This window comes from Cloacibacterium sp. TD35 (assembly GCF_028864635.1).
Lineage (GTDB): Bacteria > Bacteroidota > Bacteroidia > Flavobacteriales > Weeksellaceae > Cloacibacterium.
In genome coordinates this window covers 1,186,102-1,200,120 of sequence record NZ_CP104850.1, presented here as the reverse complement: position 1 = coordinate 1,200,120, position 14,019 = coordinate 1,186,102, and the positions used below count along the sequence as shown (strand labels likewise).

At 32.8% G+C, this 14,019-nt stretch carries 17 protein-coding genes and 2 tRNA genes; 6 read left to right on the top strand and 13 right to left on the bottom strand.

Translation table 11 applies throughout. The features are described 5' to 3' along the window. Nucleotides 1-7 precede the first annotated feature (7 nt). From N7277_RS05525 to truA, 7 genes are all read right to left on the bottom strand, one after another. Nucleotides 8-90 (bottom strand) — tRNA-Tyr (locus N7277_RS05525). Nucleotides 91-111: 21 nt separating this feature from the next. Continuing rightward, nucleotides 112-185: transfer RNA gene (locus tag N7277_RS05520), tRNA-Thr, on the bottom strand. A 107-nt stretch (nucleotides 186-292) separates the two neighbouring features. Beyond that, nucleotides 293-583 carry an HPF/RaiA family ribosome-associated protein gene (locus N7277_RS05515; RefSeq protein WP_213196722.1) on the bottom strand — a complete coding sequence of 97 codons (291 nt, stop codon included), beginning with the start codon at nucleotides 581-583 and terminating at the stop codon, nucleotides 293-295. A 32-nt stretch (nucleotides 584-615) separates the two neighbouring features. Next, nucleotides 616-1,500: a tyrosine-type recombinase/integrase gene (locus N7277_RS05510; RefSeq protein WP_274780696.1), complete on the bottom strand. Its 885-nt coding sequence runs from the start codon at nucleotides 1,498-1,500 to the stop codon at nucleotides 616-618. 86 nt (nucleotides 1,501-1,586) lie between these two features. After that, nucleotides 1,587-1,784, bottom strand: a complete 198-nt coding sequence (rpsU, locus tag N7277_RS05505; protein ID WP_104794387.1) for a 30S ribosomal protein S21 — start codon at nucleotides 1,782-1,784, stop codon at nucleotides 1,587-1,589. Between the two features lie 70 nt (nucleotides 1,785-1,854). After that, entirely contained in the window at nucleotides 1,855-3,606 is a 1,752-nt protein-coding gene (locus N7277_RS05500; protein ID WP_274780695.1) for an ABC transporter ATP-binding protein, read from the bottom strand. 7 nt (nucleotides 3,607-3,613) lie between these two features. Next, entirely contained in the window at nucleotides 3,614-4,345 is a 732-nt protein-coding gene (gene truA, locus N7277_RS05495) for a tRNA pseudouridine(38-40) synthase TruA (protein ID WP_274780694.1), read from the bottom strand. Nucleotides 4,346-4,387: 42 nt separating this feature from the next. Here truA and N7277_RS05490 point away from each other — a divergent pair, with 42 nt between their 5' ends. Together N7277_RS05490 and N7277_RS05485 are read left to right on the top strand one after the other, a co-directional pair. Beyond that, on the top strand, nucleotides 4,388-4,882 hold the full coding sequence (locus N7277_RS05490) for a metallophosphoesterase family protein (RefSeq protein WP_274780693.1): 495 nt from the start codon (nucleotides 4,388-4,390) through the stop codon (nucleotides 4,880-4,882). 44 nt (nucleotides 4,883-4,926) lie between these two features. After that, entirely contained in the window at nucleotides 4,927-5,421 is a 495-nt protein-coding gene (locus tag N7277_RS05485) for a Smr/MutS family protein (RefSeq protein ID WP_274780692.1), read from the top strand. Here the strand turns inward: N7277_RS05485 and N7277_RS05480 are convergent. Beyond that, the gene (locus N7277_RS05480; protein WP_213196727.1) at nucleotides 5,408-5,725 is read right to left on the bottom strand and encodes a DUF6370 family protein; all 318 of its coding nucleotides are present in this window, start codon (nucleotides 5,723-5,725) and stop codon (nucleotides 5,408-5,410) included. The two genes, N7277_RS05485 and N7277_RS05480, sit on opposite strands and share 14 nt — an antisense overlap. Nucleotides 5,726-5,791: 66 nt before the next feature. Between N7277_RS05480 and N7277_RS05475 the strand changes: the two genes are divergently transcribed. Beyond that, complete coding sequence (locus tag N7277_RS05475) at nucleotides 5,792-6,508, top strand: DUF3822 family protein (protein WP_274780691.1); 717 nt, start codon at nucleotides 5,792-5,794, stop codon at nucleotides 6,506-6,508. A gap of 24 nt (nucleotides 6,509-6,532) precedes the next feature. Beyond that, nucleotides 6,533-7,108: a 16S rRNA (guanine(966)-N(2))-methyltransferase RsmD gene (gene rsmD / locus N7277_RS05470; protein ID WP_446715127.1), complete on the top strand. Its 576-nt coding sequence runs from the start codon at nucleotides 6,533-6,535 to the stop codon at nucleotides 7,106-7,108. 9 nt (nucleotides 7,109-7,117) lie between these two features. Here the strand turns inward: rsmD and murI are convergent, their stop codons facing one another. The 5 genes from murI to N7277_RS05445 all read right to left on the bottom strand — a co-directional run bounded on the left by murI (nucleotide 7,118) and on the right by N7277_RS05445 (nucleotide 12,358). Next, the gene (murI, locus tag N7277_RS05465; RefSeq protein WP_274780690.1) at nucleotides 7,118-7,939 is read right to left on the bottom strand and encodes a glutamate racemase; all 822 of its coding nucleotides are present in this window, start codon (nucleotides 7,937-7,939) and stop codon (nucleotides 7,118-7,120) included. 65 nt (nucleotides 7,940-8,004) lie between these two features. Then, the gene (hemW, locus tag N7277_RS05460) at nucleotides 8,005-9,129 is read right to left on the bottom strand and encodes a radical SAM family heme chaperone HemW (protein ID WP_274780689.1); all 1,125 of its coding nucleotides are present in this window, start codon (nucleotides 9,127-9,129) and stop codon (nucleotides 8,005-8,007) included. 75 nt (nucleotides 9,130-9,204) lie between these two features. Beyond that, the gene (locus N7277_RS05455; RefSeq protein ID WP_069799607.1) at nucleotides 9,205-10,155 is read right to left on the bottom strand and encodes a PorP/SprF family type IX secretion system membrane protein; all 951 of its coding nucleotides are present in this window, start codon (nucleotides 10,153-10,155) and stop codon (nucleotides 9,205-9,207) included. Nucleotides 10,156-10,242: 87 nt separating this feature from the next. After that, nucleotides 10,243-11,307, bottom strand: coding sequence for an RluA family pseudouridine synthase (locus N7277_RS05450; protein WP_274780688.1), 1,065 nt, complete (start codon nucleotides 11,305-11,307; stop codon nucleotides 10,243-10,245). Between the two features lie 67 nt (nucleotides 11,308-11,374). Next, the gene (locus tag N7277_RS05445) at nucleotides 11,375-12,358 is read right to left on the bottom strand and encodes a PASTA domain-containing protein (protein WP_274780687.1); all 984 of its coding nucleotides are present in this window, start codon (nucleotides 12,356-12,358) and stop codon (nucleotides 11,375-11,377) included. 105 nt (nucleotides 12,359-12,463) lie between these two features. On the opposite strand from N7277_RS05445, the gene N7277_RS05440 reads away from it, so the two are divergent. Continuing rightward, nucleotides 12,464-13,447: a D-alanine--D-alanine ligase gene (locus N7277_RS05440; protein WP_274780686.1), complete on the top strand. Its 984-nt coding sequence runs from the start codon at nucleotides 12,464-12,466 to the stop codon at nucleotides 13,445-13,447. Nucleotides 13,448-13,539: 92 nt separating this feature from the next. Beyond that, the gene (gene coaD / locus N7277_RS05435) at nucleotides 13,540-13,998 is read left to right on the top strand and encodes a pantetheine-phosphate adenylyltransferase (RefSeq protein ID WP_274780685.1); all 459 of its coding nucleotides are present in this window, start codon (nucleotides 13,540-13,542) and stop codon (nucleotides 13,996-13,998) included. Nucleotides 13,999-14,019 lie beyond the last annotated feature (21 nt).

The window sequence follows — 14,019 nt, the reverse complement described above, 5'->3', positions numbered from 1 at the left end:
AAAAAAGTGGGGAGAGCAGGATTCGAACCTGCGAAGTCGTAAGACAGCAGAGTTACAGTCTGATCCATTTGGCCACTCTGGAATCTCCCCGCTTGTTTTTTATAAATTATGAGCCTCCAGAGGGATTCGAACCCACGACCCCGAGATTACAAATCACGTGCTCTGGCCAACTGAGCTATGGAGGCAAAATTTGAGATTTCAAAAGAACTATTATTCCCTTTTTGCGAGTGCAAATATAATACAGTTTTTTTGAAATCCACAAATATTTTTTAAAAATTTTTTAATTATTTTTTTATGCCATTTCTTTTTTCTTGATTAACAGTTTCTTAGCAGTATCATAACACTGGTCTAAACTTTCTTCAAAACTAGCACTTGTCTTCTTTACCACAATATCATCACCTGGAACATGTAATCTTATCTCAGCAGTCTTGTTTTCTTTTTCAGAAGAATTCTCTACTTTTAGAAACACTTCGCACTCGATAATTTTATCATAAAAGGTATCTAATTTATTTAATTTTTTGTCTAAATATTCTTCTAGTGGTGCATGTGGTGTTAAACCGATTGATTGTACTGTAATTTTCATAACGCTAACATTTTTTAAATTAAAAAAGAAAACTAGTCTTCTTTTTTATAGGCTCTGGGATGAGCCTGATTAAACACTCTTTTTAATTGCTCTATATTGCCATTCGTATAAACTTGCGTAGAAGCTAAACTAGAATGACCTAAGATTTTTTTAACTTTAGAAATTTCCGCGCCATTATTCAAAACATGAGTAGCAAAGCTATGCCTTAAAATATGTGGACTCTTTTTCTTCTTTAAAGTTATAAGACTAAGGTAGCGATTTACCACTGAATACACAAATTTTTCGGATAGTTTTTTTCCATTTTCGCGAACGAAAAAATAAATACCAGAATCTTCATTCGGCTTTCTAACCGTCAAATATTCCCACATCTGTTTTAGCAGATTTTCAGAAATGGGAACTACTCTTTGCTTATTACCTTTCCCTTTGATGAAAACTTCAGATTTAGAAAAATCTACTTGCTCCAATAACACATTACAAAGCTCTGTTTTTCTCATTCCGGTCTGGTAAAGTGTTTCTATAATGAGTTTTTCTAATAAGTTTTCTGGCTCTTTTTCTAAAATCTCACCTAAACTTTCCATTTCATCTTCTGAAATAGGAATTTGTTTTTCGGCATAAAATTTAAGAGAAGAAATAGTCTCTAATGGTGACAATTGTATTTCGCCTATTTTCAGGAGATATAGATAAAAACTCCTTAAGCTAGATAGTTTACGGTTAATGCTTCTTTTCTGTATTTTTTTCTCAGATAGTGAGACAATGAAATTACGGATGATTTTTTTATCTACTTTTTTTAAATCTTCTGTCCCTTCGGTTTCCGAAATAAACAGTAGCAAGTCTTCTAAATCTTTTTTATAACTCACCAGCGTATTCTTAGAATAACGCTTCTCTACAGATATATAATCTAGAAACTTGTCAATCATGAATCAATAGGTATATAAAATAAAAATCACTTCTCAAATATAAGAATTTGAAAAGTGATTTTGATATTTTTTTAAAGAAAAACTAATTAAGCTTGTTCTTCTTTGCTTAATTCTCTTTGCTTATGAGCTGCTTTTAGCTTTGATTGTCTAAAAGTTACAGAAGGTTTTGTAAACTGTTGTCTAGCTCTTAATGCCCTTACAACACCAGTTTTATCAAATTTTCTTTTATACTTTTTAAGTGCTCTGTCGATAGACTCTCCGTCTTTTACTGGAATTATTAACATATATTACATCTCATTTTGTGGTTGCAAAAGTATAAAAATTTTTAAACCCAACAAAATTTAATCATAAAAATTAAAAAATTTCTTTGTGAAGTTGTGCTTTATACAGATTTGCATAATATCCGTTTTTAGAAAGCAACTCATCGTGCTTGCCTTCTTCTACCACTTTACCAGAATCCATCACGAGAATTTTATCCGCTTTTTCTATGGTTGACAATCGGTGTGCAATGATAATTGAAGTTCTGTTTTGGGTAATTTTTTCAGTAGCTTTCTGTATCAATTTTTCACTTTCTGGGTCTATGGAAGAAGTAGCCTCGTCTAAAATCAAAATCTTAGGATCAGAAAGATAAGCTCTTAAGAAAGATAATAACTGTCTCTGACCGAGAGAAATACTGCTTCCTCTCTCGCTTACTACAAAATCATAACCTTCCGGTAATCGCTCAATAAATTCATCTACTTCTATATCTTGGGCAATTTTTTTAATTTTTTCAAGCGGAATAGTGTCCCCCAAAGTAAGATTTTCATAAATACTACCATGGAAAAGGAAAACATCTTGCAGAACTACTCCTACTTTACTTCGCAAATCGTACAATTCATAATCTCTGATATCAATATCATCCAGTAAAATTTTACCTGAGTTAATATCATAAAATCTTGTAATCAACTGAATAATCGTAGATTTTCCAGCACCTGTTGCCCCAACAATTGCAACTGTTTCGCCTGGATTTACTTTGAAATTTACTCCTTTTAGAACTTCTTGCTTTTCGTCGTAAGAAAATCTCACATCTCTGAATTCTATTTTTCCTTCGATATGGTCTTTTTTGATGGTACCGAGATTCGGCATCGAGTTTTCTTCGTCCATTATTCCTAAAACTCTTTCTGCGCCTACCAAACCACGCTGAATATTATTAAATCTATCGGCAATTTGTCTTAAAGGACGAATGAGCATATTAATAAATTGAATAAATGCCATAATACTCCCTGGAGAAATATCTCTCGCCGTCAATGCATTATATCCTGCTACAAAAAGAATCAGCCCTATAAAAACAGAAGAAATCAGTTCCACTACAGGGAAAAACAATGAAAAATAGAAAACCGTTTTCAGTAAAGCTGCTTTTAAATTGACATTAATATCATCAAATTTCTTAAATTCTGCTTCTTGTCTATTAAAAACTTGAATGAGTGACATTCCCGAAAGTCTTTCTTGCACGAAACTGTTTTGAGTAGAAGTCCAAGCTCTTTCGTCACCAAATGCTTTTCTTAATTTTTTCTGGAAAAACCTTGTAATCACCAACATGATAGGTAAAATGGTAAGCGAAATATAACTGAGCTCAGTATTCACCTGAAACATCGCTACCAAAACGAAAACCACTTTCAAAATATCTCCGAAAACCATCAAAAATCCATCCGTATAAACTGTAGCAATGGTTTCTACATCTCCAACCGCTCTAGTCACTAAATTTCCGATGGCTGTTTTATCAAAAAAAGAAGTTTTAAAATAAATGAGTTTATGATAAAGTCTTTCTCTGATGTCTCTAATTACATTTTGTGCGATATAATTAGAAAGAAAAACAAGGAAAAAATTCAAAATAGTTTCTGCTACTACCAAACCGATTAAGAAATAAATATCCTTCATCAAGATGGTATTGTCTTTCAGTTTCAGGATATCAATATCTACAATCTGCTGAGTGAGAATAGGTCTATACACCGAAACTATTGCTAATACAATAGAAATAATTAGGGCTAAAATAAACCACGTTCTAAATTTCATTCCTATGAAAAAAAGACGTTGAATTATATTGCTGGTGGTTGGTTTTTTGTTCATAATTTTTTTAAAAATCGTATCCTACATCTACCAAAAATAATGCATGAGCTGGCGCAGAAGTACCTGCAACACCTCTATTTTTAGCTTCTATCACATTTCTTAAATCGGCAGGTTTTAGTTTTCCACTGCCTATTTCTACCATGGTTCCTACAATAGCACGAACCATATTTCTGAGAAATCTATCCGCAGAGATGGTAAATTTAAGTTCATTTCCGTTTTGTTCCCAATTTGCGCGATAGATTTTACAAATATTGGTTTTATTATCTGCTCCCACTTTTGCAAAACTCCCGAAATCTTCGTACTCAAAAAGAATTTTGCAAGCTTCATTCATTTTTTCTATATCTAGAGATTTTCTCCAATGTTGCCATGCAAATTTTTCAGAAAAAGGATTTTTCTCTAGCGAAATATAATATTCATACGTTCTGTATTTTGCTGAAAATCTCGCGTGAAAATCTTCTTTTACCTCAAAAATCCTCTTTATCGCAATACTTGGCGGAAGAAAAGAATTCAGTTGATGAACTAATTTCTCAGAAATTTCTCCATCAAAATCAAAATGTGCAAACATTTTTTTGGCGTGAACTCCAGTGTCTGTTCTTCCTGCTCCCGTAGTTTTAATTTCAGTTCGCAGAATTATTGAAAGTGCTTTCTCTAATTCTTCTTGCACAGAAATCTCATTTGGCTGAATTTGATAGCCAAAAAACGTAGAACCATTATAGGAAAACTCAATAAAGTAACGCAATTTTTATATTTTTGTGGAATTCAACTGCAAAAATACATTTTTTTGAAAAGAATCCTTCTACTTTCCGACACCCATTCTTATATAGATGATAGAATTTTAGAATATGCTAAAAATGCTGATGAAATTTGGCATGCTGGTGATTTCGGAAATTTAGAAGTGATAGACGAACTGAAAAAAGCAGGAACATTACGAGGTGTTTTCGGGAATATAGACGAGGCAAAAATAAGAGCTGAATTCCCAGAAATAAATGTTTTCGAGTATGAAAAAGTAAAAGTAGTGATGATTCACATTGGCGGATACCCTAATAAATATGCACCGCGAGTGAAGCAAATATTAAAGGAAGAAAAACCTCAAATTTTTATTTCTGGGCATTCTCACATATTAAAAGTAATGTATGATAAAGAGCTAGAAATTCTGCATCTCAACCCTGGCGCTGCTGGAAAACATGGTTGGCATAAAATGAGAACTATGCTGAGATTTGAAATTAACGGCGAGAAAATTGAAAATCTAGAAGTGGTGGAATTAGGAATTAGGTAAAAGGATTTAGGAATTAATTTTTAAAAATAAAACAATCAAAGATTGTGAAAATAGGCGATTTAGTTTCGGTGATAGATGATGATTTGAAAGGGAAAATTTCTGCTTTCAAAGGAAATATGGTGCAAATAGAAGACGAACACGGTTTTCATTATGACATTGAAAAAAGAAAAGTCGTACTCCACAATCATAATATTTATGATGATATTTCTATCACTGCAAAAAAGGAAACGTCTACCAAAATTTCTAAAAAAAATCAAAATAAACCGCAGTCCATCGATTTACATTTCGAAAAGTTGGTCAATAATCCTCAAGATTTTGAATCTTGGGAAAGATTGATGATTCAGCGAGAAAAACTCATTGAAAAATTAGAATATTGCAGAAGCAATAACATTAAAAAACTAAACATCATCCACGGAATTGGAGATGGAGTTTTGCAAAATATGGTGCACGAAGTTTTACAAGGTTTCGCTGGAATAGAATACGAAGACCATGATTTTTTCTATCACAGCACGGGAAATGTCTTGGTTACTTTTTTGTAGAATTAGGCAGTAATTTGAAATAACTTACCACAAATTTCCCATCCTTTACTTCGCCGATGACTTCTGCTTTTTTGATCGCATTGCAAAAACCGTCGTCAGCATGAGCGTCTCCGTGGTCATTAATTTTAGTACCTTCTACAAAATAACTTTTCCCGTCAATTCTTACCGCTAAATCACAACCTTTTTTATCTTTCATTTTGAACTGACATTGTCCGCAAGCTGCTTCTACGACTTGCTTCTTTTTCTCTTGAGAGAATCCAAAAGTGAAACTCAAAAGTGCAATAAATAAAACGAGATTTTTCATATTACATTAACTATCTTTCAAAAATAGTTTAAAAATCAATACCTTTGCATTTATTGGTAAAAAACTATGAAAAAACTTTCTTTACTTTTCACCAAAGATGGTTTACAATGGCACATTTCTAAAGGAAAATCAGTGCTAGAAGAAGCATTTTATTTCGTAACAGAAGAAACTTCGCCTCATTTGGTAGAAGAAAAACTAGATGAAGTTTTAAAATTTGATGACTATAAAGAAATAGAAGTAATTTCTGCACTCAATCATTTTTCGCTTACTCCAGATAGTCTTACAGAGCACGAGTTGGGCTATAAACTGATTTCTTATAACGCTCCTGTAGATGAAGCTAATGAAGAATTGATGCTTTCTGTGAACAAAAAATTTGCGGTGCAATTTTACTACACTTTTCCAAAGCATTTTTACCAAAAAATTAAAGCAAAAAAATTACCCACGAAATTTAATTTCTCTGGCGAAAAATTTTTAAATGCTTTAACTGTTAAAAACCACAAAGAAATTCATATCAATCTATATCATCATCAAGTAGAATTTTTCGCTTTTGAAAATAAAAAAGTGGCACTTTACAATAACTTAGATTCTGATTCTGAAGTAGATTTCTTGTATTTTATTATGTTTTCTTTGAGCAAAATAAATTTTGGAACCGCAGAAACGTATTTTCATATTTATGGAGAAACTCACGAAAACGAAACCTTTATTTCAGAATTGAGAAAGTTTGTTAAAAATATTAAAGTTCATTTTGACAACGCTCCAAAAAAGAATTTTGTTCTTTCTTAAAAAATCATTTATCAAAAAACAACCATGTATAGAATTATCTCTGGCAAATGGAAAGCAAAAAGAATTTCTGCGCCTAAAAATTTCGATGTAAGACCTACCACAGACTTTGCTAAAGAAGCACTTTTCAGCATTTTGGCGAATCGTCACGAAGTAGAATTTTGCTCAGTTTTAGACCTTTTTGCAGGAATTGGCTCTATCAGTTTAGAGTTTGCCTCTAGAGATTGTAAAGACGTTACCGCTGTAGAAATGAATCCTAAACATGCGGCTTTTATTAATTCTACTGCTGCAGAACTAGAAATGGCGCTTCAAATTAATGTACAGCGTGGTGATGTTTTTGAATGGTTAAAGAAAAACAGATCCAAGAAAACTTTTGACATTGTTTTTGCAGATCCACCTTTTGAATTAGAAGAAAAAAAATACAATGAACTGATTTCTTTAGTTCTAAATAATAATTTCTTAAAAGAAAACGGAACTTTTGTTTTAGAACATCAATCTAAAATGAAATTAGAGCATCCTCAATTAATCGAAACAAGAAAATACGGAAATGTGAGTTTTTCTTTCTTTGAAGCAAAAGAAAATGAGGAAACCTCTGAAGTTTAATTTTAGATTCTAAAGTTTTTTTAGCTCCAAACTAATTTTATTCCCAAAGAATTTTTTCGAAATTTTCTCGAAGTTTTTCGTGATGTCAGAAAGATAAAATTCTGTGTTTCCTTCCTCGTGCTGAGGGTTAAGCAAGTCATTTTTACTCAAAATATCCCTTACATAACTCGCCACAATTTTAGGAGAATCAATTACTCTTACTCTGGTTCCGTAATATTTTTTAATCTCTTCAATCAAAAGCGGATAATGTGTGCAACCTAGAATAAGGGTTTCTATATCTTTTAACTTTTTGTCGCTCAAATAGTTATAAATAATTGCATGTGTAATAGGATGATTTACAAAACCTTCTTCGATTGCAGGAACCAATAAAGGTGTCGCCAATTCATCTACTTGAATATATTTATTCAGTTTTCTGATAGATTTTCTGTACAAGCCAGAATTTACCGTTGCCTTAGTCGCAATAACTCCTACATTTTGGTGAATTTCGAAAGCTACTTTTTCTGCAACTGGATTAATAACATCAAAAACCAAAGCCTGATTTCCCACCAATTCCTTCACATCTTGCAAAGCGTTTGCAGTAGCCGTATTACAAGCAATAACGATGGCTTTACAATTATTTTCTAATAAAAATTTTGTGATTTTTAAAGAATAACCGATAATCGCTTCTCTAGATTTTTCGCCGTAAGGTAAATGTGCAGTGTCACCGAAATAAATAAAATTTTCGTGCGGCATTAATCGTTTTATTTCTTTGGCTACGGTAAGTCCACCAACACCGGAATCAAAAATCCCAATCGGTTGTAATGATGAAAGATGAGAATAATCTGGTTTCAAGGGCTTGAAATTTTTACAAAAATACTAAAGATTTGAGACTTGAGATTTCAGATTCAAGATTTTTTTTATAAAATAAATAAGTCTGAAGCAATTCCATCTGCTAAAAACCAATGTTTTTCTGGAATTTTTAAGTGATTTTCTTCTATAACAAGAATTCCTTCTTCTAATTTTGGCTGAATGCTATTTTTAAAAATTTCTAAAATTTCATCAGAAAATTTTTCGTTGAGTTTTTCTAAATCTACACCCCAAATAGTTCTGAGACCAATCATGAGCATTTCATTGTACTGGTCTTTTTCAGAAAGTTTTTCGGTTTCTTTTGGAAGGATATTTTCTGCTAAATTTTTAATATAAATGGTGTTATTAGCAACATTCCAACTGCGCTCGTTTCTACCGTTATAAGAATGTGCAGAAGGCCCAATTCCCAGATATTCTTTGTATTTCCAATACGCTGAATTGTGCTTCGATTCAAAATCTTTTTTAGCAAAATTAGAAATTTCGTAATGTATAAAACCGTTGTCTTTTAGAAAATCAGACATGTAATAGAACTCTTTATTTTGCTCTGTTTCTTTCGGTTCTGCGATTTTATTTTTCTTAATCCAATCATTCAAAGCAGTTTTGGGCTCGATGGTCAATGCGTAAGAAGAAATGTGAGGAACTTGAAGCTCTATGGTTTTCTGAAGATTTTCTTTCCAAATTTCAAAATTGGAAGTTGGCGAACCATAAATTAAATCAATACTTAGATTTTCAAAGCCAAAATCCTGCGCTCTTTTGATAGAACTTTCGGCTTCAGAAGCATTATGAGCACGATTCATGAGCTTTAAATCTTCTTCAAAAAAACTTTGTGTTCCTATAGAAAGTCGATTGATTTCGGTTTTGGCTAAATCTTTCAGAAAATTTTTATCTAAATCATCAGGGTTAGCTTCTAGCGTGATTTCAATATTTTTTTCAAATTCAAAATACTTCAAAACCTCATCTATTAAAGATTTGATTTCGTCCACAGAAAGAATAGACGGAGTTCCACCACCTATATACAGAGACGAAAGTGTTTTGTTTTCCAGCTCCTCTTTTCTTAGAAAAATTTCTTTTTTTATTGCCGAAATCATTTCGTCTTTCTGCTTCAATGAAGTAGAAAAATGAAAATTGCAATAACTGCATTTCTGCTTGCAAAAAGGAATGTGAAGGTAAATCAATTCTGTTGTGTGTTAGATGTTTGATAGATGATTTACTGATAAATCGTAAGTTTGAAATCGTAATTCTAAAATTTCTTAACGATATCTAAATCCTCTTTGATTGATGAAATTAGGAATATCATAGCCTAAACTCAGCATGAACGAATTTCCGCCGTATTCTTGAATATCAGACAATCCTAAATTATATGAAGCTCCGAAATGGAGTTTATTAAGCTTAAATTTAATAATAGGCGACATGCTTAACTGTTGGCTTCCCACAGCGCTTTTCGCAGTTCTGTAATTGATTCCCGCAGCAAAATAATCACTTTCACCATACAATTTCATCAAAACATTGATATCAAACATTCTAGATGAATTGGTATTCAAATTCATCATCACAGAAGGTTCTACAGAAAATCCTTCGGTAATTTCCCAGTCATACCCTGCATTGAGATAAAATCTAGTTGGCGAAGGTTCTATACCATTTACTACTGGTGTATTGTTACTCAATGGAATATCTGCAACAGAAATCCCTGCAAAAGCTCTGCTATAAGTAGCTTGTAATCCTAAGTTAGCATAAGCAATGAAAATACTATTGTTATTTTCGTAAAGCAAAGGATCGTTTGGATCTTGAGCATTTACTTTAGAAACATCAAAGTTCTGATTGTAAAAATTTACAGAAGTTCCGAAAGAAAATTGGTCTTTTCTGCCATCTTCATCACTGAGTGGAACAAAATAAGAAGCACCAATTGCAATTCCGTTTGCAGAAATTGGCCCGTTTTGGTCACGGAAAAAATAAGCGCCTATTCCTACTCTATCAAAAGCATTAGCATGAATTCCTACCGATTGTACATTAGGAGATTCATCAAATTTTGAAAATTGTTTTTGATAGTTGGCAACCAGATTTACATCATCTGTTTTACCAATATGTGCAGGATTAAAGAGAAATTCACTATCAAATAAATACTGCTGATACATAGGAATGGTTTCTTGAGCATAGCTCAATCCTGAAAAAGCAGCAAAAAAAGTGAATAATATTTTTTTCATGATTGTGAATTTCTAAACGTCAAATTTAAGTAAAAAGTATGAAATTGAAAATTTCTTTGTCTTAAACCTGACCGAAAACGATTGTAATTAAGAGTTTTGCAGATAATTTCTCCATTTTTCTACCGCATCCTGCATATCTTTTGGCATTGGTGATTCAAAATACATTTCTTTTTTAGTAGTAGGATGTATAAATCCAAGAGTATGAGCGTGTAAAGCATGTCTAGGCAAAACTTCAAACACATTTTTTACAAATTGCTTGTATTTTGGTAAGTTTACGCCACGTAAGATTTGATGACCTTCATATCTTTCATCGTTAAAAAGAGTATGACCAATGTGTTTAAAATGTGCTCTAATTTGGTGAGTTCTTCCGGTTTCCAGTTTACATTCTACCCAAGTCATGTATTTGAATCTTTCTAAGACTTTATAATGCGTTACCGCATGTTTTCCTTGGCTTCCATCTTCATAAACTGCCATTTGCATTCGGTTTTTCTGATGTCTTCCGATGTGTCCTCTGATTGTACCTTCGTCATTTTCTAAATTACCCCAAACAAAAGCCCAATACAAACGTTTGGTTTTTCGGTCAAAAAATTGCTTGGCTAAAAAGCTTAATGCATATTCATTTTTGGCTAAAACAATAAGTCCAGAAGTGTCTTTATCTATTCTATGAACCAAGCCTACTCTATCTAAATCTGAGGTAAATCCATTTTTCTGAAAATGAAAAGCTACCGCATTAACCAATGTTCCTTGCCAATTCCCAAAACCTGGATGCACCACCATTCCGGGCTCTTTATCTACCACCAAAACGTCATCATCTTCATAGACAATTTTAAATGGAATATCTTCAGGAATAATAACATTTTCGCGAGGAGGATGCGTTAATAAAACCGAAATTTCGTCACCTGGTTTTACTCTATAATTTTGTTTTACAGGATTACCATTTACGATGACGTTTCCTGCTCTACACGTTTGCGAAATTTTATTTCTAGAAGAATTTTGGCGATAAATCAAAAGAAATTTATCTATTCTTAGAGGTTCTTGTTTTTTATCTACTGTAATATTGAGATGTTCAAACAACCCTGAGTTTTCTTCGTCATTAGAATTTTCGTCTTCTAACAATAAATCTTCTTCTAAAAAATCTTCTTTTTCGCTCATATTATTCAAAAAAACTTTGCCAAAAATTTTCGGCAAAGTTCTATAAATTATTTTAATTTCTAAAAAACTACTCTACAATTACCTTTTTCGCGGGTTTCTCTTCCGCTGGTTTTGTTTCTGTAGGTTTTGTAGTAGGTGTATTAGTAGTGGCTTTAGGCTTTTCTACAGGTGGTTTTGGCGTAGTATTTACTGGTTCCTCACTTGGAACGGGAGTAAATTCATTATCAGAAGGCTCTGGAACTGCATTACTATCTACTGTTCTGTAAATGCTATTGAGTTTTTGGATTTTAGATTGCATTTCTGCAGGCGTTTTTTTACTTGCCCATAAATCTACCTGCATTCCCTGATCTCTTACAGAACCACTTGCTGGATCTTGATAATAGATGATGTCAGAATCATCATTTAGTCCATCTTCATGGTCTACAAGCCCTAACTCAAAATAGTTTTGGGCAATTATTGCTTTCGCTTCTGCCACGGTTCTTCCTACCAAATTAGGTATTACAACATTTCTCATAGGCCCAGACCCAATGACCAAATCTAGTGTAGAATACATCGGCACTTTTTCTCCCGGTTTGATAACTCTTCCATTAAACATCATTCTAATGACTGCATCTTTCTGAATATTAGGCTCATAAATAGTGTCTCCTACTTTTAAACCCAACAAATCAAACTTCCTGAAAGCCAAGTATTTATACCTATCTAAAACATCTGGAACCGCAACTGGCGCATATGTTTTAGGGTTTACTTTTAATACAATAGTTCTTCCATCTTTAACTCTAGAACCAGGTGATGGATAAATTTGCAGAACTTGATAGGGTTTAAATTTTGGATCGTATTTAAAACTATCTACTTCATATTCTAAGCCTTGGTCATCTAGAACCTCTATCGCTTGGTGTACTTTCATGTTGACAACATTCGGGACCTGAATTTCTTCACCGTGATTGGTGTGAAACTCTAGCCATCGAAAGGTAAGCCAAACTACTCCTACAAAAATTACAAGTGCTACTATTAAGTTTACAAAAACTTTCCAGTGGAAAAAAGATCGAAGCATAAATTTTTTATTTATTCGAAATATAAACGCAAATATAAATATAAAATTATGAAATATTTAAGTTGAAAAATAATTACATTTGCGTTTATTAGTTTTTTAAAAAGTATGAGCAAGAAAAATGTAGCCGTAGTAATGGGTGGCTTCTCTGATGAATACAAGGTTTCTCTGAAAAGCGGCCAATTGATTTATGATTCTCTAGACAGAGATTTATACCAGGTTTATAAAGTAGTTGTTCTAAAAGACGAATGGTACTTTTTAACCGAAAACGAAGAAAAACTTCTTATTAACAAAGGAGATTTTTCTGTAACGCTTGCAAACGGAGCAATTTTAAAATTTGATGTTTGTTTTAACATTATTCACGGAGCTCCTGGCGAAAATGGTGAATTACAAGGCTATTGGAACGCTATTGGTCAAAAATATACAGGCTGTGATTTCTACAAAAGCGCTCTTACTTTCAACAAAAAAGATACTCTTGCGGTTTTAGCAAAATATGGCATTCCTTCTGCAAAAAGTTTTTACCTAAGAAAAGGAGAAAATATTAATGAAGAAAAAATTGTAGAAGAATTAGGACTTCCATTATTTGTAAAACCAAATCAAAGTGGCTCTTCGCTCGGGATTTCTAAAGTAAAAGAAAAGTCTGAATTGGCAGCAGCTATTGAATTTGCCTTCAAAGAAGATGATGAAATTTTAATAGAATCTTTCTTAAACGGAATGGAGGTTTCTGTAGGTGTTATCGATTACAAAGGGGAAACCATTGTTCTTGGAATTACAGAAATTGTTCCGCACAAAGAGTTTTTCGACTATGAAGCGAAATATGAAGGTGCTTCTGAAGAAATTACACCTGCCAGATTAGATGAAGAAACCAGATACAAAGTAGAAAAAATCGCAAAACATGCGTATGAATCTTTGGGAATGAGCGGTTTCTCTAGAAGTGAATACATCATTATGGATGGAACGCCTTACATGCTGGAAATGAATACCAATCCTGGATTTTCACCCGCTTCTATCTTACCTCAACAAGCAAAAATTTACGGAATTTCTATCAAAGACCTTTGTGGAAACGAAGTAGAAAAAGCTTTAGCTAAATAATTTGCAATCTGCTGTAGGCACTCAGCTTTCAGCAAAAATCATAATATTAATTGCGGAAAGCCAAAAGCTAACTGCCGAAAGCTAAATAAAATATGAAAATAGCTGTATTTCCAGGATCTTTTGACCCAATTACTTTAGGACACCTAGATATTATTGAAAGAGCAGTTCCTCTGTTTGATAAACTAATTATCGCTATTGGGCAGAATTCTCAGAAAAAATATATGTTTCCTCTAGAAAAGCGTATGGAATTTATTCGAAAATCTGTAGCGCATTTCCCAAATGTAGAGGTAGATTATTTTGAGGGATTAACTATTAATTATTGTATTAAAAAGGAAGCTCAGTTTATTTTGAGAGGCCTCAGAAATCCTGCCGATTTCGAATTTGAAAAAGCGATCGCTCACACCAACAGAACTTTAGCAAAAAGAAAATTAGAAACTGTATTCTTACTTACTTCTTCTGGAAAATCATTTATCAGCAGCAGTATTGTGAGAGAAATTATTTCTAATAAAGGCGAATATCAATTATTTGTTCCAGATGCTGTAAGAGTATAGAAAACTCTAAAATTTTAACCC

Bases quoted from the DNA above. Each gene is read 5' to 3' on its own strand.
- N7277_RS05455 (WP_069799607.1), bottom strand. From the start codon at position 10,155: ATGAAAAAAATATTATTCACTTTTTTTGCTGCTTTTTCAGGATTGAGC.
- N7277_RS05445 (WP_274780687.1), bottom strand. From the start codon at position 12,358: ATGCTTCGATCTTTTTTCCACTGGAAAGTTTTTGTAAACTTAATAGTA.
- N7277_RS05475 (WP_274780691.1), top strand. From the start codon at position 5,792: ATGAAAAAACTTTCTTTACTTTTCACCAAAGATGGTTTACAATGGCAC.
- N7277_RS05515 (WP_213196722.1), bottom strand. From the start codon at position 583: ATGAAAATTACAGTACAATCAATCGGTTTAACACCACATGCACCACTA.
- N7277_RS05450 (WP_274780688.1), bottom strand. From the start codon at position 11,307: ATGAGCGAAAAAGAAGATTTTTTAGAAGAAGATTTATTGTTAGAAGAC.
- N7277_RS05480 (WP_213196727.1), bottom strand. From the start codon at position 5,725: ATGAAAAATCTCGTTTTATTTATTGCACTTTTGAGTTTCACTTTTGGA.
- N7277_RS05500 (WP_274780695.1), bottom strand. From the start codon at position 3,606: ATGAACAAAAAACCAACCACCAGCAATATAATTCAACGTCTTTTTTTC.
- coaD (WP_274780685.1), top strand. From the start codon at position 13,540: ATGAAAATAGCTGTATTTCCAGGATCTTTTGACCCAATTACTTTAGGA.
- N7277_RS05440 (WP_274780686.1), top strand. From the start codon at position 12,464: ATGAGCAAGAAAAATGTAGCCGTAGTAATGGGTGGCTTCTCTGATGAA.
- N7277_RS05510 (WP_274780696.1), bottom strand. From the start codon at position 1,500: ATGATTGACAAGTTTCTAGATTATATATCTGTAGAGAAGCGTTATTCT.
- rpsU (WP_104794387.1), bottom strand. From the start codon at position 1,784: ATGTTAATAATTCCAGTAAAAGACGGAGAGTCTATCGACAGAGCACTT.
- rsmD (WP_446715127.1), top strand. From the start codon at position 6,533: ATGTATAGAATTATCTCTGGCAAATGGAAAGCAAAAAGAATTTCTGCG.